This window comes from Pseudomonas sp. NFACC41-3, assembly GCF_900109505.1.
In the GTDB taxonomy this organism is placed as follows: domain Bacteria; phylum Pseudomonadota; class Gammaproteobacteria; order Pseudomonadales; family Pseudomonadaceae; genus Aquipseudomonas; species Aquipseudomonas chlororaphis.
In genome coordinates, this window is sequence record NZ_FOAE01000003.1 from 709,003 (window position 1) to 726,728 (window position 17,726).

Annotated in this window: 15 protein-coding genes; 7 read left to right on the forward strand and 8 right to left on the reverse strand. The window is 64.2% G+C overall.

The window, feature by feature from the left end; translation table 11 throughout:
• Nucleotides 1-197: 197 nt before the first annotated feature.
• Together BMY68_RS17555 and BMY68_RS17560 are read right to left on the reverse strand one after the other, a co-directional pair.
• A complete protein-coding gene (locus BMY68_RS17555; protein ID WP_085533092.1) occupies nt 198-905 on the reverse strand; it encodes a 3'-5' exonuclease in 708 nt (235 codons plus the stop codon).
• Nucleotides 902-2,842: a putative nucleotidyltransferase substrate binding domain-containing protein gene (locus BMY68_RS17560; RefSeq protein WP_085533094.1), complete on the reverse strand. Its 1,941-nt coding sequence runs from the start codon at nt 2,840-2,842 to the stop codon at nt 902-904. The genes BMY68_RS17555 and BMY68_RS17560 overlap by 4 nt, the downstream gene beginning before the upstream one ends.
• 253 nt (nt 2,843-3,095) lie before the next feature.
• On the opposite strand from BMY68_RS17560, the gene BMY68_RS17565 reads away from it, so the two are divergent.
• A complete protein-coding gene (locus BMY68_RS17565; protein ID WP_009045922.1) occupies nt 3,096-3,542 on the forward strand; it encodes a response regulator in 447 nt (148 codons plus the stop codon).
• A gap of 112 nt (nt 3,543-3,654) precedes the next feature.
• Here the strand turns inward: BMY68_RS17565 and BMY68_RS17570 are convergent, their stop codons facing one another.
• Nucleotides 3,655-5,832 (reverse strand): malate synthase G, encoded by a 2,178-nt coding sequence (locus tag BMY68_RS17570; RefSeq protein WP_085533096.1) that lies wholly within the window; start codon nt 5,830-5,832, stop codon nt 3,655-3,657.
• A 550-nt stretch (nt 5,833-6,382) separates the two neighbouring features.
• Between BMY68_RS17570 and BMY68_RS17575 the strand changes: the two genes are divergently transcribed.
• Nucleotides 6,383-6,901: a glycine cleavage system transcriptional repressor gene (locus BMY68_RS17575; RefSeq protein ID WP_007926052.1), complete on the forward strand. Its 519-nt coding sequence runs from the start codon at nt 6,383-6,385 to the stop codon at nt 6,899-6,901.
• A 224-nt stretch (nt 6,902-7,125) separates the two neighbouring features.
• On the opposite strand, the gene rarD is transcribed toward BMY68_RS17575, so the two are convergent.
• From rarD to BMY68_RS17600, 5 genes are all read right to left on the reverse strand, one after another.
• Complete coding sequence (rarD, locus tag BMY68_RS17580) at nt 7,126-8,013, reverse strand: EamA family transporter RarD (RefSeq protein ID WP_009045920.1); 888 nt, start codon at nt 8,011-8,013, stop codon at nt 7,126-7,128.
• 220 nt (nt 8,014-8,233) lie between these two features.
• On the reverse strand, nt 8,234-9,208 hold the full coding sequence (locus BMY68_RS17585; RefSeq protein WP_062824406.1) for a serine/threonine protein kinase: 975 nt from the start codon (nt 9,206-9,208) through the stop codon (nt 8,234-8,236).
• A gap of 149 nt (nt 9,209-9,357) precedes the next feature.
• On the reverse strand, nt 9,358-11,259 hold the full coding sequence (locus BMY68_RS17590) for a PhoX family protein (protein ID WP_085533098.1): 1,902 nt from the start codon (nt 11,257-11,259) through the stop codon (nt 9,358-9,360).
• A 202-nt stretch (nt 11,260-11,461) separates the two neighbouring features.
• Entirely contained in the window at nt 11,462-12,226 is a 765-nt protein-coding gene (locus tag BMY68_RS17595; protein ID WP_085533100.1) for a TOBE domain-containing protein, read from the reverse strand.
• Nucleotides 12,227-12,290: 64 nt separating this feature from the next.
• Nucleotides 12,291-13,031: a ComF family protein gene (locus BMY68_RS17600; RefSeq protein WP_085533102.1), complete on the reverse strand. Its 741-nt coding sequence runs from the start codon at nt 13,029-13,031 to the stop codon at nt 12,291-12,293.
• Between the two features lie 91 nt (nt 13,032-13,122).
• On the opposite strand from BMY68_RS17600, the gene bioB reads away from it, so the two are divergent.
• From bioB to bioD, 5 genes are all read left to right on the forward strand, one after another.
• On the forward strand, nt 13,123-14,178 hold the full coding sequence (gene bioB, locus BMY68_RS17605) for a biotin synthase BioB (RefSeq protein WP_007926062.1): 1,056 nt from the start codon (nt 13,123-13,125) through the stop codon (nt 14,176-14,178).
• Nucleotides 14,179-14,331: 153 nt separating this feature from the next.
• Nucleotides 14,332-15,510 carry an 8-amino-7-oxononanoate synthase gene (gene bioF / locus BMY68_RS17610; protein WP_085533104.1) on the forward strand — a complete coding sequence of 393 codons (1,179 nt, stop codon included), beginning with the start codon at nt 14,332-14,334 and terminating at the stop codon, nt 15,508-15,510.
• Complete coding sequence (locus BMY68_RS17615) at nt 15,503-16,234, forward strand: alpha/beta fold hydrolase (RefSeq protein ID WP_085533106.1); 732 nt, start codon at nt 15,503-15,505, stop codon at nt 16,232-16,234. The genes bioF and BMY68_RS17615 overlap by 8 nt, the downstream gene beginning before the upstream one ends.
• Nucleotides 16,227-17,039: a malonyl-ACP O-methyltransferase BioC gene (bioC, locus tag BMY68_RS17620; protein ID WP_085533108.1), complete on the forward strand. Its 813-nt coding sequence runs from the start codon at nt 16,227-16,229 to the stop codon at nt 17,037-17,039. Before BMY68_RS17615 ends, bioC begins: the two co-directional genes overlap by 8 nt.
• Complete coding sequence (gene bioD, locus BMY68_RS17625) at nt 17,036-17,716, forward strand: dethiobiotin synthase (RefSeq protein ID WP_062824413.1); 681 nt, start codon at nt 17,036-17,038, stop codon at nt 17,714-17,716. Before bioC ends, bioD begins: the two co-directional genes overlap by 4 nt.
• Nucleotides 17,717-17,726 lie beyond the last annotated feature (10 nt).

Here is a 17,726-nt window from a genome sequence, read left to right on the forward strand (position 1 = left end):
GCGCCGGTCGGCGGGGGCGCAGCCAATGTTTGCGGGCCGATACCTGTAGCCGCTGCCGAGCAACGCGAGGCTGCGACCGGCAACGCAGTTGCCGCAAAGCCTGGGCTTGCAGTGTGTCAGGCAGAGCGCGTTGCCCCCGGCCGGCGACCGCTATGCGCTCGATCGCAGCCTCGCAGGGCTCGGCAGCGGCTACAGGGTCAGAAGGAGTGGCTCTGCTGCCGGCGTTTCCATTGGCTGAGCCGCTGTTGCAGGTTCAGCGGGCTGTGGATCTGCTGCTGGCGGGCGCGGCTGAACAGGATCAGCGCCAGCTCGGCGGTGGCCAGGGCGTCGGCGGCGGCATGGTGGCGTTCGCCGGCGTGCAGCTTGAAGTAGCCTATCCAGTCATCCAGCCCGGCTTCGCGGATATGCGCCTGGGGGCAGAGCAGTGGGGCCATGTCGGCGACGTCGAGGAACGGGTGCTGCAGGCGATAACCCAGGCTGTCCTTCAGCGCCCGACCGAGCATGTGCTGGTCGAATGGCGCATGGAAGGCCAGCAGCGGGCTGTCGCCGACGAACGCCATGAAATCCAGCAAGGCTTCCACCGGGTCGCTGCCGGCGGCGATCGCGCTAGGGCCGAGACCGTGAATCAGCACGCTGGGGCTGAGCTTGTGATCGGTACGTTGCAAGGTGCGCTCGAACTGCTGGCCCAAATCGATGGCGCCGTCTTCTATCACCACCGCGCCAATGGACAGCACCTGGTCGCGATTGAGGTTGAGCCCGCTGGTTTCCAGGTCCAGCACCACCCAGCGCTGTTCGCGCAGGCTGCATTCGCCCAGCGCCGGGGCGACGGGCAGGCGTTCGCGGCGTTGTTGTTGCTCGGCGCTGAGTGCCGCGCTGGCCGGGCGCAACCAGGCGAACAGGCTCATAGCTGGTACCTCAGCGCCAGGCTGCTTTGCAGGCGCTGGGCCTGGCGCAGCGACTCGCGCAGGATCCGCCGGTCCAGGTGGTTGAGGCTGTCCGGGTCGACGCGGTTGGAGTAGGGCAGGTTCTGCCGGGTCTGCAACTGGTGCTGTTGCATGCGGGTCTGCTGGATGAAGTGATAAGCCTCTTCATACGCGGCGCCGTCGAGGGTTTCGATGACTTCCTTGGCCACCAGCTGGCGCAGGCGCTCCAGGGTGTTGTTGGCATCGATGCCATTGGCCAGGGCCAGCAGGCGCGCACCGTCGACGAAGGGGGTGAGGCCCTGGACCTTGAGGTCGAGGGTGGCTTTTTCGCCATTTTTCCTGGCCAGGACGAACTCGCGAAAACGCCCCACCGGCGGGCGCTGGCGCAGCGCGTTCTCGGCCATCATGCGCTGGAACAGGCGGTTGTCGCCGACCTGATCGAGGATGCCGCGGCGCAGTTGCGCACAGCCCTGCTCGTCGCCCCAGACCACCCGCAGGTCGAAATAGATGCTCGAACCCAGCAGGTTCTCCGGCGTGGCCTCGCGAATGAAGGCGGCGAAGCGCCGTGCCCATTCGGCGCGGGACAGGCACAGCTCGGGGTTGCCGGCCATGATGTTGCCCTTGCACAGGGTGAAGCCGCACAGCGCCAGGCTCTGGTTGATCTGTTGCGCCAGGGGCAGCAGCTTGCCGCGAATCTCTGCCGCATGAGCGGCGTCGCGCGCTTCGAACAGGATGCCGTTGTCCTGGTCGGTGTGCAGGGTCTGCTCGCGCCGGCCTTCGCTGCCGAAACACAGCCAGCTGAACGGCACGCCCGGGTCACCCTTGTCGGCCAGGGTCAGTTCGATGACCCGGCACACGGTGTGGTCGTTGAGCAGGGTGATGATGTGGGTGATCTGGGTCGAGGACGCGCCGTGGGCGAGCATGCGCTCCACCAGCTGGCCGATCTCGCCGCGAATCGCCACCAGGTTGTCGATCCGTGGCGCGTTGCGGATGGTCCGCGCCAGGTGCACCAGGTCGACCCGTTGCAGGGAAAACAGGTCGCGCTCGGAAACCACGCCGCACAGGCGCTGCTCTTTGACCAGGCAGACGTGGGCGATGTGCCGTTCGGTCATGGCGATAGCGGCGTCGAAGGCGCTGTGGTCCGGCGAGAGGGCGAACGGCGCTTGGGTCATGTGCCGTTCGATACCCTGGTTGAAGTCGCTGGTGCCGTCGGCCACCACCTGGCGCAGGTCGCGCAGGGTAAAGATGCCGAGCGGTGCCTTGTGTTCATCCACGACCACGATGCTGCCGACCTGCTGTTCGTGCATCAGGCTCACGGCTTCGCGCAGTGGGGTGGACGGGCTGCAGGTCACTGGGTGGCGCATCGCCAGTTCGCCCAGCCGGGTGTTGAGGGAGTATTGGGTGCCGAGGGTTTCCACGGCTTTTTGCTGGACCTGCTGGTTGACCTGGTCCAGCAGGCTGCTGACGCCGCGCAGGGCGAAATCGCGAAACACCGCGCAAAGAGCGAACAGCTTGATGAAGGCTGGCTTGTTCAGTTGCAGGCAGAAGGTGTCCTCGGCCGCCAGGTGTTCGGTGCGGGTGGCGCGCTCGCCCAGCAGCGCGGCGAGGGGGAAACACTCGCCTGCGGTGATCTCGAAAGTGGTTTCGGTACCGCCTTTGAGGGCGTGCTGGCGCTCGCCGACCACCCGGCCCTGCTTGACGATATAGAAGTGTTCGACCGGTCCGTCGGCGGGTTTGATGATGCTTTCGCCGGGGCCGTAGAAACGCAGTTGGCATTGCTCGACCAGATACGCCAGGTGAGCGTTTTCCATCTGATTGAAGGGGGGGAACCGCTGGAGAAACTGCATCGTGCCGTGGATGTTCTGCAACACCGCGGTTTTCCCTGCCTGGGTGAAGGCATCCGCTTTACTCATAACCATTACCGCAGTCTTTTTGGATTTGTCGTGGTCGGGTCTTGGGTCATGGTCGGTCCCACGCTGCCGGGTGCCCATTGGACGTAAGTCTAGGTAGCGGCTCTGCACCTGTTAATTCGCTTCAAGCAGGTGTCAAAACTGTGAAAAAAGTACTTATCCGGCCTCTTGGAAAAAAATCCGACGAAGTGCACATTGGAGGCCTGCTTAGCGATGTCTGACCACTGTGCTAGGGGATCGATTTGAATATGTAGAGAAAGCCATGTCCGACCACGATATTTTGAGTGATGCCGAGCGCGAGGCGTTGAACGCCGTGATGCTCGAGCCCGATCTGCCGCCCCAGCGCGTGTTGATCGCCGATGATGACAAGGATGCCCGTGAGTTGCTGTCGGAGATTCTCGGACTGGATGGCATTCGCTGCATGACCGCGGCCAGTGGCAAGGCAGCGCTGGAACTGTTGAACTCGAACAAATCGATCGGACTGCTGATCACCGACCTGCGCATGGCCCCCTGCAACGGCCTGGACCTGATACGCCAGGTGCGCGAATCGGAGCGGGCGGCGTTGCCGATCATTATCATTTCCGGGGATGCCGATGTGCGCGACGCCATCGCGGCCATGCACCTGAGCGTGGTGGACTTCCTGCTCAAGCCGATCGACACCGGCAAGCTGCTGGCGCTGGTCAAGCATGAGCTGGGAGTGGTGCGCTAGGAACAGGGTGTCCCCCTAGGAGCGAGCTTGCTCGCGATAAGATTCCCCGGCAGAAACACAAAAGCCCTGATCTTGCGACCAGGGCTTTTTCTTTTACCGCGTCAACGCAGGATCACAGGCCGTTGCGGGCCTTGAACTCGCGACGACGGCGGTGCAGCACCGGCTCGGTGTAGCCGTTGGGCTGCTTGGTGCCTTCGATCACCAGTTCGACCGCCGCCTGGAAGGCGATGTTGCTGTCGAAGTTCGGTGCCAGCGGACGGTACAGGGTGTCGCCGGCGTTCTGCCGGTCCACCACGGGCGCCATGCGCTTGAGGCTTTCCATGACCTGGGCTTGGGTGACGACGCCATGGCGCAGCCAGTTGGCGATGTGCTGGCTGGAAATACGCAGGGTGGCGCGGTCTTCCATCAGGCCGACATCGTTGATGTCCGGCACTTTGGAACAGCCGACGCCCTGGTCGATCCAGCGCACCACGTAACCGAGAATGCCCTGGGCGTTGTTGTCCAGTTCGTTCTTGATCTCTTCGGCCGACCAGTTGGTGTTGCTGGCCAGCGGGATGGTCAGGATGTCGTCCACCGAGGCGCGGGCACGCTTGGCCAGCTCGGCCTGGCGGGCGAACACGTCGACCTTGTGGTAGTGCAGGGCGTGCAGGGCCGCGGCGGTGGGCGACGGTACCCAGGCGGTGTTGGCGCCGGCCAGCGGGTGGGCGATTTTCTGTTCGAGCATGGCGGCCATCAGGTCCGGCATGGCCCACATGCCTTTACCGATCTGCGCGCGACCTTGCAGGCCGGTGCTCAGGCCGATATCGACGTTCCAGTTCTCGTAGGCGCCGATCCACTTGGCGGCCTTCATCTCGGCCTTGCGCACCACGGCGCCGGCTTCCATGGAGGTGTGGATTTCGTCGCCAGTACGGTCGAGGAAACCGGTGTTGATGAACACTACGCGCTCGCTGGCGGCCTTGATGCAGGCCTTGAGGTTGACCGTGGTGCGGCGCTCCTCGTCCATGATCCCGACTTTCAGGGTGTTGCGCGGCAGCTCCAGCACGTCTTCGATGCGCCCGAACAACTCGTTGGTGAAGGCGGCTTCTTCCGGGCCGTGCATCTTCGGCTTCACGATGTACACCGAGCCGGTGCGGCTGTTGGTGCGCGAGGTGTTGCCGTTGAGGTTGTGGATCGCCGCGAGGCTGGTGACCAGGCCATCGAGGATGCCTTCCGGCACTTCGTTGCCTTGGCTGTCGAGGATCGCGTCGATGGTCATCAGGTGACCCACGTTGCGCACGAACAGCAGCGAACGGCCGTGCAGCTTCACACTGCCGCCGTTGGGCGCGGTGTATTCGCGGTCGGCGTTCATGGTGCGGGTGAAAGTCTTGCCGCCCTTGGCCACTTCTTCTGCCAGGTCGCCCTTCATCAGGCCGAGCCAGTTGCGGTAGATCACCACTTTGTCATCGGCGTCGACGGCGGCGACCGAGTCTTCGCAGTCCATGATGGTGGTCAGGGCGGCTTCCATCAGCACGTCCTTGACGCCGGCGGCGTCGGTCTGGCCAACCGGGCTGTTGGCGTCGATCTGGATCTCGAAATGCAGGCCGTTGTGTTTCAGCAGCACCGCGGTCGGTGCCGCGGCATCGCCGTGGTAGCCGATCAGCTGAGCGTCGTCGCGCAGGCCGCTGTTGCTGCCACCCTTGAGGGCGACCACCAGCTTGCCGTCGACGATCTTGTAGCCGGTGGAGTCGACATGGGAGCCGGCGGCCAATGGCGCGGCTTCGTCGAGGAAGGCGCGGGCGAAGGCGATGACTTTGTCGCCGCGCACCTTGTTGTAGCCTTTGCCTTTTTCCGCGCCGTCGGCTTCGCTGATGGCGTCGGTGCCATAGAGCGCGTCGTACAGCGAGCCCCAGCGGGCGTTGGAGGCGTTGAGGGCGAAGCGGGCATTCATCACCGGGACCACCAGCTGCGGACCGGCCATGCGGGCGATCTCGTCATCGACGTTTTGCGTCGTGGCCTGGAAGTCCGCCGCTTCTGGCAGCAGATAACCGATGTCTTGCAGGAAGGCTTTGTAGGCCACGGCGTCGTGGGCCTGGCCGGCACGAGATTGGTGCCAGGCATCGATACGCGCCTGGAAATCGTCGCGTTTGGCGAGTAGGGCTTTGTTCTTCGGCGCCAGGTCGTGGATGACCTTGTCGGCACCGGCCCAGAACGTGTCGGCGGTGAGGCCGGTACCGGGAATGGCTTCGTTGTTCACGAAGTCGAACAGGACTTTGGCGACCTGCAGGCCACCGACTTGAACGTGTTCAGTCATTGCTTGCCTCACTCTGCTCAGCTATTTCGCTTTTCAGCTCTTCAAATTAACAATGAAGCCTCTGGCCATTTAAACCACAAACCCCTCTACCAGTACATGCCATCGCGGGCGGCTGGGATGGTTCCAATCAACGGCTCGGAGCCTTGCTGACAGGGCTTTCAGGGTTGCGACCGCGCCTTGGCAGACATCGATTCAACGTTATGTAGTGCGCGCTGCGGCATACTACATGATGAATTGCGGTTGTGAAAATTAGACTAAATACGTCGTTCCGCGACTCAAGTTCGCGGCATGGTCACGCTGGGGAACAGGATGTTCTCAAAAAACTTGCGGATTGTTCCATAGAATTCAAAAAACATGTACACGATTTGTCTCAAGCCCCTTTTTTCCTTGTAGGCGCGAAGCTTGTTCGCGATGGCGTCCTGACAGTCCCAACGATGCCGGCCGGGTGATTCTTGTCGCGAGCAGGCGTCGCTCCTGCCGGGCCGCGGCGACCCTGCGGCTTGCCTATACTTGACCTTCTACAACAAACGTCCTGACAGAGGGTTGCGCCATGGACCACCTCGTACTCACCGTATTCGCCCCGGACAAGCCCGGACAGGTCGAGCGCATCGCCCAATGCATCGCCGCGCACGGCGGCAACTGGCTGGAGAGCCGCATGTCGCGGATGGCCGGGCAGTTCGCCGGCATCCTGCGGGTCGGCGTGCCGGCGGAAGCCTATGACGAGCTGGTGGACGCCTTGCAAGGCTTGGCGGCCCAGGGCATTCGGGTGCTGATCGCCGAAAGCGGTATCGAACAATCCTGCACCTGGAAGCCGATCGCCATGGAACTGGTGGGCAACGACCGGCCGGGCATCGTGCGCGACATCACCCGCCTGTTGAGCGAGCAGGGGGTGAACCTGGAGCGACTGGTGACCGAAGTGCGCCCGGCGCCCATGAGCAGCGAGCCGCTGTTCCACGCCGAAGCGATCCTGGCGGTGCCGCTGACCTTGTCCCTCGACGTTTTGCAGTCGCGCCTGGAAACCCTGGCGGATGACCTGATGGTGGAGTTGGTGCTGCGCAGCGAGGTGTGAACCGAAGGGGCAGGTTATCCAGTTTTAGCGTGCATGCGCCTGTGGATAACCTGTAGAGACCCAGCGCCAGCCCAAGCCGGCCAAGGCTTTGCGGAATCTGATCAAAAAACCAGCAGTTTCAAGGGCTTGTGCACAAACGGCGGGGATCACGCTGTGGATAACCTTGGGAAGGATAGATGCAGGCCACGCCAACCGTGGCCTGCAGATCTTTGTACGTTTATTGATCAGCTGCGTTTGCGCAGGCTCAACCAGGCATCCACGCTGTACACCGCCAGGCCGGCCCAGATAAACATGAACGCCACCAGGGTGCTCGACGACAGGTGCTCGTCGAACAGCAGTATTGCCTGCAGCAGCACCAGAGTCGGCGCCAGGTACTGCAAAAAGCCCAGGGTGGTGTAGGGCAGGTGACGGGCGGCGGCGTTGAAGCACACCAGCGGCACCAGGGTGACCGGGCCCGCCGCCACCAGCCACCAGGCCTCGGAGCTGGTCCAGAAGGCCGCCTGGGCACTGGTGGCGGTGGGGTTGAACAAGAGCCAGGCGAGGGCGATCGGTACCAGCATCCAGGTTTCCACCACCAGCCCCGGTAGCGCCTTGACCGGTGCCTGCTTGCGGATCAGCCCGTAGAAACCGAAGGTCAGCGCCAGCACCAGGGAAACCCAGGGCAGGCTGCCGACCTGCCACACCTGCTGCGCCACGCCCACCGCCGCCAGGCCCACCGCGAGCCACTGCATGCGCCGCAGCCGCTCACCGAGGATCAGCATGCCCAGCAGCACGTTCACCAGCGGGTTGATGTAGTAACCCAGGCTGGCTTCGAGCATGCGCCCGTTGTTCACCGACCAGACATAGGTCAGCCAGTTGGCCGCGATCAGGGTGCCGCTCAGGGCCAGGATCGCCAGGCGCCTGGGGTTGTCCCGCAGCTCGCGCCACCAGCCGGGATGCTTCCAGACCATCAGCAGCAGCGCGCCGAACAGCGCGGACCAGAGCACCCGGTGGATGATGATTTCCACGGCGGGCACGTTGGCGATGGCTTTGAAGTAGATCGGGAACAGGCCCCAGATGATGTAGGCACTCAGGCCCAGGATGTACCCGCGACGCGGGTTGGCGGCTTGCATGCAGAATCCTTGCTTAGGCAGCTAACAAAGAGGGGATTGTAAGGAGGTTTGTCAGGCCGTGTCTTTGTCGGCGTCATCCTGGTTGCCGGCTTTTGTGATCAATCCGGGGTCTGTGGGAGCGAGGCTTGCCCGCGATAGCCTCGCCGCGGCAGGTCTGGTGCAGCGCGGTGTGTTGATCGCGGGCCAGCCTCGCTCCTACAGGTCGGATCAGGGCTTGGGGTCAGAACAGCTTCAACGGTTCTTCGTTGAGCGCCGAGAGTTGCTCGCGTAACGCCAGCACCTGGTCGCCCCAATAACGCTCGCTGCCGAACCAGGGGAAGCTGCGTGGAAAGGCCGGGTCGTCCCAGCGCCGGGCCAGCCAGGCGCTGTAGTGCATCAGGCGCAGGGCGCGCAGCGGTTCGATCAGCGCCAGTTCGCGCGGGTCGAAGTCGTGGAACTCGCTGTAGCCATCCATCAGTTCCGACAGCTGCCCCAGGCATTCCTGGCGATCGCCGGCGAGCATCATCCACAGGTCCTGCACCGCCGGGCCCATGCGGCAGTCGTCGAGGTCGACGATATGGAACACCTCGTCGCGGCACATCATGTTGCCGGGATGGCAGTCGCCGTGCATGCGGATGTTCTGGTGCGGCGTGGCCTGGTAGACCTCTTCCACTCGCTTGAGCAGGTCACGGGCCACCGACTCATAGGCCGGCAGCAGGCTCTTGGGCACGAAGTCGCCTTCCAGCAGGGTGGTCAGCGAATCGTGGCCGAAGTTCTTCACTCCCAGCGCTTCGCGATGCTCGAACGGGCGGGTGGCGCCGACCGCATGCAGGCGGCCGAGCAATTGCCCCAGGCGATACAGCTGGTCGAGGTTGCCGGGTTCCGGCGCCCGGCCGCCACGGCGTGGGAACAGGGTAAAGCGGAAGCCTTGATGCTCGAACAGGCTTTCGCCCTGGTGAATCAGCGGCGCCACCACCGGCACTTCGCATTCGGCGAGTTCGAAGGTGAAGCGGTGTTCTTCGAGGATCGCCTCGTTGGTCCAGCGCTGCGGGCGGTAGAACTTGGCGATCAGCGGCTCGCTGTCTTCGATGCCGACCTGGTAGACACGGTTTTCGTAACTGTTGAGTGCCAGGACACGGGCGTCGCTGAGAAAACCGATGCTTTCGACGGCATCGAGGACTAGATCAGGGGTAAGGGTTTCGAACGGGTGAGACATGCTGACTCCTGCGCGCAGCAGGCTGCTGCGTCCGGCCAAGCATGGTAGCGCACGAAGGATGACAGGTGGTGACTGTGAGGGCGCTATCGCGAGCAAGCCTTGCCCCTACAGACATGTGTAGGGGCAAGGCTTGCTCGCGAAGCAGTGGATCAGGCGCCGACGATGCCGCCGTCTTCCCGAGTGATCACCATTACCGAGGAACGCGGCTTGCCGTTGGGCAGGTGCTCGGGGAAGGTCGAACCGCCGTTCTCGCCCGGATGCTGGATGCCCACGAACAGGCTCCGCTGATCCGGCGAGAAGGTGATGCCGGTGACTTCGCAGCCCACCGGCCCGACCATGAAACGACGGATTTCACCGGTGTCCGGGTCGGCGCAGAGCATCTGATTGTTGCCCATGCCGGCGAAGTCGCCGGTATTGCTGGAGTCGCCGTCGGTGAGGATCCACAACCGGCCGGCCTTGTCGAAACCCAGGCCGTCGGGGCTGTTGAACATGTTCTGCGGGGTGATGTTCGACGAGCCGCCTTTGGGCTGGCCGGCATGCACGGCCGGGTTGCCGGCGACCACGAACAGGTCCCAGGTGAAGTCCATCGAGCCGTGGTCGCCGCGGGCGGTCTGCCAGCGCAGGATCTGCCCGTAGACGTTTTTCTCCCGCGGGTTCGGGCCGCCCACAGGCTGGCCGTCTTCGCCACGTTTGGAGTTGTTGGTCAGGGTGCAGTAGACCTGGCCGTCCTTCGGGCTGACCACGATCCATTCCGGACGGTCCATGCGCGTGGCCTTGACCACACTGGCCGCGAGGCGGGCGTGGATCAGCACTTCGGCCTGGTCGGCGAAACCGCTGCTGGCGTCGATGCCGTTCTTGCCATGGCTCAGCTCGACCCATTTGCCCTTGCCTTTCGGGTGGTCCGGGTTGCCGTCGCCATTGTCGAAGATCGCCACGTACAGGGTGCCGTGGTCCAGCAGGTCGCGGTTGGCCTTGGGGTTGCGGTGGTTGATGCGGTCGCGGCTGACGAACTTGTAGATGAACTCGCCACGCTCGTCGTCGCCCATGTAGACCACGGCGCGTCCGTCGCGGGTTTCGGCCAGGGCGGCGTTTTCATGCTTGAAGCGGCCCAGGGCGGTGCGCTTGATCGGCTTGGACTGCGGGTCGAACGGGTCGATCTCCACGACCCAGCCGTGACGGTTGAGCTCGTTGGGGTTTTTCGCCAGGTCGAAGCGCGGGTCGAACTGATGCCAGTTGATGTCGCGGCTGCTCGCCGAGGCGCCATAGCGTTTCTGCGCGGCATCGAACGTCTGTTGGGCGTTGCTGCTGCCGAAGCAGTCGGTGAAGTTCTCTTCACAGGTCAGGTAGGTGCCCCATGGCGTCTTGCCGTTGGCGCAGTTCTGGAAGGTGCCGAGGACTTTGCGGCCGCTCTTGTCGGCGCTGGTTTTCATCAGCGCGTGGCCAGCGGCCGGGCCGCTCAGGCGAATCGGCGCGTTGCCATGGATGCGCCGGTTGTAGCGCGAGCCCTGGACGAACTGCCATTGGCCGCTGCGGCGCTGCACTTCGATCACCGACACGCCTTCGCTGGCCAGGGCCTTGCGCACGTCTTCCGCCGACTGCGGCATGCCGCCGTGGGGGTAGAGGTAGCGGTAGTTGGTGTATTCGTTGTTGATCGCCATCAGTGCGCGATTCTTGTCGTCCGGGAAGGCGAACAGGCTCATGCCGTCGTTGTTGTCACCGAACTGGACCTCCTGGGCCGCGGCGGTGCCATTGCCGCTCGGGTCGAAGGCCGGGCCGTTCTTCTGTAGGGGCTGGCCCCAGCTGATCAGCACCGAAGACTTGTAGCCTGGCGGCAGGGTGATGGTGTCGCTGGTGGCGGCGGCAATGCCTTCAAAGCCCAGCAGCTTGCTGGAACCGGCGCTGACGCTGGCGGCCAGCACGCTGCGGCTCAGCAGGTTGCCACCGAGGAACATGGCCGCGCCGCACAGGGCCCCGGCGCTGATGAAACCACGGCGGCTGAGGCCGACCATCTTTTCGAGGTCGGTAGGTTGGTCTTCTTCTAATAGGCTCATCACAGGCTCCTGCGGGATTTTGCAGCCACCTTAATCAGCGTCGATGACGAACATATTGCAGTGACGCAAGCATTCCGCCGCTTGTGTAGCCGCTGCCGAAGGCTGCGATCGAGCCGAAGGCTCGCAGGGAGCTTGAGTCAATCAAGGTCCTGCGACCTTATCGCAGCCTGCGGCAGCGGCTACAGAGCCGTGATAAGTCTGGTTACAGCGGCGTGCCGAGCAGCACATTGGATGGCGAGAACTGCACCCGTACCGGCTGGCCGGCGCTCAAGCCAAGGTGTCGCAGGTGCAGCGGTTCGGCCAGGGCGCACAGCGTCTGGCCGCTGGGCAGGGCGATTCTGATTTCGCTGGGGCCGTCTTCGGCGTCGAGGATCGTTTCCAGGGTGCCCTGCAGGCAATTGTGTCCGGGTGTTGCGGGTTGATCGATGGCCAGCAATTCCAGCCAGCCGGCCTTGATCAACGCCACGACGCCTGTGCCGGGCTCCAGTTCCAGGTGCAGGGTGCTGTCATGGGTGATTTGCGCCTGGATCACCAGGTCTTCTGCGAGCGCCAGTCGTATCAGATCGTTGCGCCCCTGCGCTTCGATCGCCAGCACCGTGCCGTGCAACTGGTTGCGGGCGCTGGTGCGGAGCATCAGGCGCCCCAGCAGATCGAGGTCGGCGGCGTCTTCGGCGGCTTCCAGCACCTGGGCCTGCAAGGTCTGCAAGCGCTGGTAGAGGCGTAGCACCCGTTCGCCTTCGACGGAGAGCCTGGCGCCACCGCCGCCTTTGCCACCGACACTGCGTTCGACCAGAGGCTTTTGCGCCAGGTTGTTCAATTCGTCGATGGCGTCCCAGGCCGCCTTGTAACTCAGGCCGGCGCTTTTCGCGGCACGGGTGATCGAGCCCTGTTCGGCGATGTGCTGCAGCAGGGCAATGCGCTGCGGGCGACGGGCGATGTGCTGGGTCAACAAGGTGGGCAAGGGCATGGCTGAACGCTTTGAACGCTGGGAATGGAAAGGGAGTTTGCGGCTTGAGGGGCGAGAGTCAAGTTCAGTCGGGCTCGCCGGGTTTTGGCGTGCGTGCCAGGCAATAGACATCGACCCGCCGCGCCCCGGCCTTGAGCAGCAGCCGCGCCAGGGCGTGGGCGGTCGCGCCGGTGGTGAGCACGTCGTCCACCAGCGCCAGGTGCCGGCCATGGACCACCGCCTCGGGCAGCAGGGCGAAGGCGTGGTGCAAGTTGCGTTGCCGCGCCCTGGCATCCAGGCCCTGCTGCGATGGCGTGTCCTGGGTGCGCTGCAACGAGGTTTCGTCACAGGGGATTTGCAGGATCTCGCCCAGCCAGCGCGCGAGCATCGCCGCCTGGTTATAGCCGCGCTGGCGCAGGCGCTTGCGGGCCAGGGGCACCGGTAGCAGGGCGTCGGGTTGCGCCAGGTCCTCGGCAAAGCGATGTTGCAGCGATTGCGCGAGAAGTTCGGCCAAAAGACGGCCAAAGGGCCATTTGCCGTTGTGCTTGAAACGGCTGACCAGGCTGTCGACCGGAAAGCCATAACGCCAGGGCGCCACCACCTGGGCGAAGGCGGGCGGTCGCTTGAGGCACTGGCCGCAGGTCAGGCCGGCTGCGGGCAGGGGCAGGGCGCAGACCTGGCAATGATCGCCGAGCCACGGCAGTTCGGTTTCGCAGGCGGTGCAAATGGCTTGGGGCGTGTCGGTCGGTTCGTCGCAGAGTAAACAGGTTTGTTTGTTTTTTAACCAGATGTAAACCGGTCCTTGGTAATGTGGTTGACACCGCATGGCGCTTCCTTAAATATGCCCAACATCCGTGTCGCGGCTGTGGGTATTGCCTTCCCGCAGCCGCTTGCCAAGCATAATCAAGGAATCGCCCATGAGCGCCAGCACCACCGCCAATCTGCGTCATGACTGGACTTTGGCTGAAGTCAAAGCCCTCTTCGTCCAGCCGTTCAATGACTTGCTGTTCCAGGCGCAGACGGTGCACCGCGCGCATTTCGACGCTAACCGCGTCCAGGTTTCCACCCTGTTGTCGATCAAGACCGGCGCCTGCCCGGAAGATTGCAAATATTGTCCGCAGTCCGGTCACTACAACACCGGCCTGGAAAAAGAAAAGCTGATGGAAGTGCAAAAGGTCCTCGAAGAGGCCGCGCGCGCCAAGGCCATAGGTTCGACCCGTTTCTGCATGGGCGCGGCCTGGAAACACCCGTCGGCCAAAGACATGCCGTACGTGCTGGAAATGGTCAAGGGCGTGAAGGCCATGGGCCTGGAAACCTGCATGACCCTCGGTCGCCTGGACCAGGACCAGACCGAAGCGCTGGCGAAGGCCGGCCTGGACTACTACAACCACAACCTCGATACCTCGCCGGAGTTCTACGGCAGCATCATCACCACCCGCACCTACAGCGAGCGCCTGCAGACCCTGGCCTACGTGCGCGATGCCGGGATGAAGATCTGCTCCGGCGGCATCCTCGGCATGGGCGAATCCCTCGATGACCGCGCCGGCCTGCTGATCCAGTTGGCCAACCTGCCGGAGCACCCGGAATCGGTGCCGATCAACATGCTGGTGAAAGTGGCCGGCACGCCGCTGGAAAACTCCGAGGACGTCGACCCGTTCGACTTCATCCGCATGCTCGCTGTGGCCCGCATCCTGATGCCGAAATCCCATGTGCGCCTGTCCGCCGGCCGCGAAGCGATGAACGAGCAGATGCAGGCCCTGGCGTTCTTCGCCGGCGCCAACTCGATTTTCTACGGCGAGAAACTGCTGACCACTGCCAACCCGCAGGCCGACAAGGACATGCAACTGTTCGCGCGCCTGGGCATCCAGCCGGAAGCCCGCGAAGAGCACGCCGACGAGGTGCACCAGGCCGCCATCGAGCAGGCGCTGGTGGAGCAGAAGAGCAGCGAGCAGTTCTACAACGCCGCGGTTTAAGCATCTCTCTGTGTAGCCGCTGCCGCAGGCTGCGATAGTCCGGGCCACGCTGGTCGCAGGACCTCGACGGACTCAAGGTCCTCGCGCCCCTTCGGGGCGATCGCAGCCTGCGGCAGCGGCTACGGCAATCATCGTCCGATCATCGAGGCCTGCATGTCTTTCGATCTCCGCGCGCGTCTCGCTGCCCGTCGTGCCGAAAATCTCTATCGTCAGCGCCCACTGCTGGAAAGCCCGCAAGGGCCGCAAGTGGTGGTCGACGGCCAGCCGTTGCTGGCCTTCTGCAACAACGATTACCTGGGCCTGGCCAATCACCCGCAAGTGATCGAAGCCTGGCGCGCCGGAGCGTCCCGCTGGGGCGTGGGCGGTGGTGCCTCGCATCTGGTGATCGGCCACAGCATGCCCCACCACCAGTTGGAAGAAGCCATGGCCGAGTTCACCGGTCGCCCGCGGGCACTGCTGTTCACCACCGGTTACATGGCCAATCTCGGCGCGGTCACCGCGCTGGTGGGGCAGGGCGACACGGTGCTGGAAGACCGCCTCAACCACGCGTCATTGCTGGATGCCGGCCTGCTCTCCGGCGCGCGCTTTAACCGTTACCTGCACAACGATGCCGAGAGCCTGGCCAAGCGCCTGGAGAAAGCCACCGGCAATACCCTGGTGGTCACCGATGGTGTGTTCAGCATGGACGGCGACCTGGCCGACCTGCCGGCGCTGGCTCGCGAAACCCGGGCCAGGGGCGCCTGGCTGATGGTCGACGACGCCCATGGCTTCGGGCCGCTGGGGGCCAATGGCGCAGGGATCGTCGAGCACTTCGGCTTGAGCCATGAAGATGTGCCGGTCCTGGTGGGCACCCTCGGCAAGGCGTTCGGCACCGCCGGCGCCTTTGTCGCCGGCAGCGAGGAACTGATCGAAAGCCTGATCCAGTTCGCCCGTCCCTACATCTATACCACCAGCCAGCCGCCGGCCCTGGCCTGCGCCACCCTGAAAAGCCTGGAGTTGCTGCGCAGCGAGCACTGGCGGCGTGAGCACCTGAACACCCTGATCCGCCAGTTCCGCCAGGGCGCCGAGCAGATCGGGCTGACCCTGATGGACAGCTTCACGCCGATCCAGCCGATCCTGATCGGCGACAGCGCGCGGGCGATTCGCCTGTCGCAGATGTTGCGCGAGCGCGGCCTGATGGTCACCGCGATTCGTCCGCCTACCGTGCCTGCGGGGAGCGCCCGCCTGCGGGTGACCCTGTCCGCCGCCCACAGTGAAGCTCAGGTCCAGCTATTGTTGAATGCACTGGCGGATTGTTTTAGCGAACCAGGACCGGAGCCAAGCCATGCGTGATCGACTGATTCTGCTGCCCGGTTGGGGCCTCGGTGTATCGCCGCTGGAGCCCTTGGCGGCGGCGCTGCAGGGGCTCGACGAACACCTGCGGGTCGAGATCGAGCCGTTGCCGGAGCTGGAGTCCAGCGACCTGAATGAGTGGCTCGACGAACTGGATGCCAGCGTGCCGGACAATGCCTGGCTCGGTGGCTGGTCGCTGGGCGGCATGCTGGCTTCCGAGCTGGCGTCGCGTCGTGGCGAGCGCTGCTGCGGTCTGCTGACGTTGGCCAGCAACCCCAGTTTCGTGGCGCATGCCGAGTGGGCAAGCGCAATGCCGGGGGAGACCTTCGACGGGTTTCTGGCCGGCTGTAACGCCGACCCACGCACCACCCTCAAGCGCTTCAGCCTGTTGTGTGCCCAGGGCGCCGAAGATCCGCGCGGTCTGTCGCGCCTGCTGTCGGGCGGTGCGCCGCATACCTCGGGCACGGTGTTGATGGCCGGCCTGGAGCTGTTGGCGCAGTTGGATACCCGCCATGCCTTGCAGGCGTTTCGTGGACCGCAGTTGCATCTGTTCGCCGGGCTCGACGGCCTGGTGCCGGCCGAAGCCGCGGGCGAGCTGCTGGCGTTGTTGCCCGATGTTGAAGTTGGCCTGATTGAGCAGGCCAGCCACGCGTTTCTTCTGGAGGATCCCCACGGTGTGGCGGGGGCGATCCAGGCTTTTTTGCATGAGTCCGGTGATGACTGATCTGTCCCTTCCCAAGCCCCCCGGCAGCTTGCCCGACAAGCGCCAGGTGGCGGCTTCCTTTTCCCGCGCGGCGTCCAGTTATGACAGCGTGGCGCAACTGCAGCGCGACGTCGGTAACGAGTTGCTGGGCCGCCTGCCGCAAGACCGCGAGCCTGGCCGCTGGCTGGACATGGGCTGCGGCACCGGTTATTTCAGCCGCCTGCTGGGCGAGCGTTTCCAGGCCAGCGAAGGGTTGGCGCTGGACATCGCCGAAGGCATGCTCGAGCACGCCCGGCCGTTGGGCGGGGCGCGGTATTTCATTGCTGGCGATGCCGAGCGTTTGCCGTTGCAAGGGCAGAGTTGCGAACTGATTTTCTCCAGCCTGGCGGTGCAGTGGTGCGCGGATTTCCGTTCGGTTCTCAGCGAGGCGTATCGGGTGCTGAAGCCGGGCGGCGTGCTGGCGTTCGCCAGCCTGTGCGTCGGTACGCTGTACGAATTGCGCGACAGTTGGCGTCAGGTCGACGGCATGGTGCATGTCAATCGCTTTCGTGAGTTCAGCACGTATCAACAGCTGTGTGCGGCGAGCGGCTTGCGGGTGCTGAGCCTGGAAACCTGTCCTCATGTGCTGCACTACCCGGATGTGCGCAGTCTGACCCATGAGTTGAAGGCCCTGGGGGCGCACAACCTCAACCCTGGACGGCCCGGCGGGCTGACAGGGCGTGCGCGGATCAAGGGCCTGATCGACGCCTACGAACAGTTCCGTCAAGCGCAGGGATTGCCCGCGACCTACCAGGTGGTCTACGCCGTATTGGAGAAGCCGCTATGAGCCGAGCCTATTTCGTTACCGGAACAGACACTGATGTTGGCAAGACTACCGTCGCCGCTGGCTTGCTACATGCCGCGCGACTCTCGGGGTTGAGCACCGCGGCCGGGAAGCCGGTGGCTTCGGGCTGTGAGCTGACCCCCAAGGGGTTGCGTAACGCCGATGCCTTGGCTCTGTTGGCTGAATGCTCGTTGCCGCTGACCTACGATGAGGTCAATCCACTGGCCTTTGAACCAGCCATCGCTCCCCATCTGGCGGCCCGCGAGGCTGGTGTGGCGTTGACGGTGCAGGCCTTGCTGGCGCCCATGCGCCAGGTGCTGGCCAAGGGCGCCGATTTCACCCTGATCGAAGGGGCCGGCGGCTGGCGTGTGCCGCTGGCCGATCAGGACAACCTGTCCGACCTGGCCATGGCCCTGGATCTGCCGGTGATCCTGGTGGTGGGCGTGCGTCTGGGCTGTATCAACCATGCGCTGCTGACGGCCGAGGCGATTGCCCAGGACGGATTGCAGCTGGCCGGCTGGGTGGCCAATATCATCGAGCCGAAGACTTCGCGGCTCGAGGAGAACCTCGCCACGCTGGCGGAGCGCCTGCCAGCACCTTGTCTGGGGCGGGTCCCGAGATTGAAGGCGATCAGCGCCGAAGCGGTGGCCGAGTATCTGCAACTGGACCTGCTTGACTAGATTTTGCCTA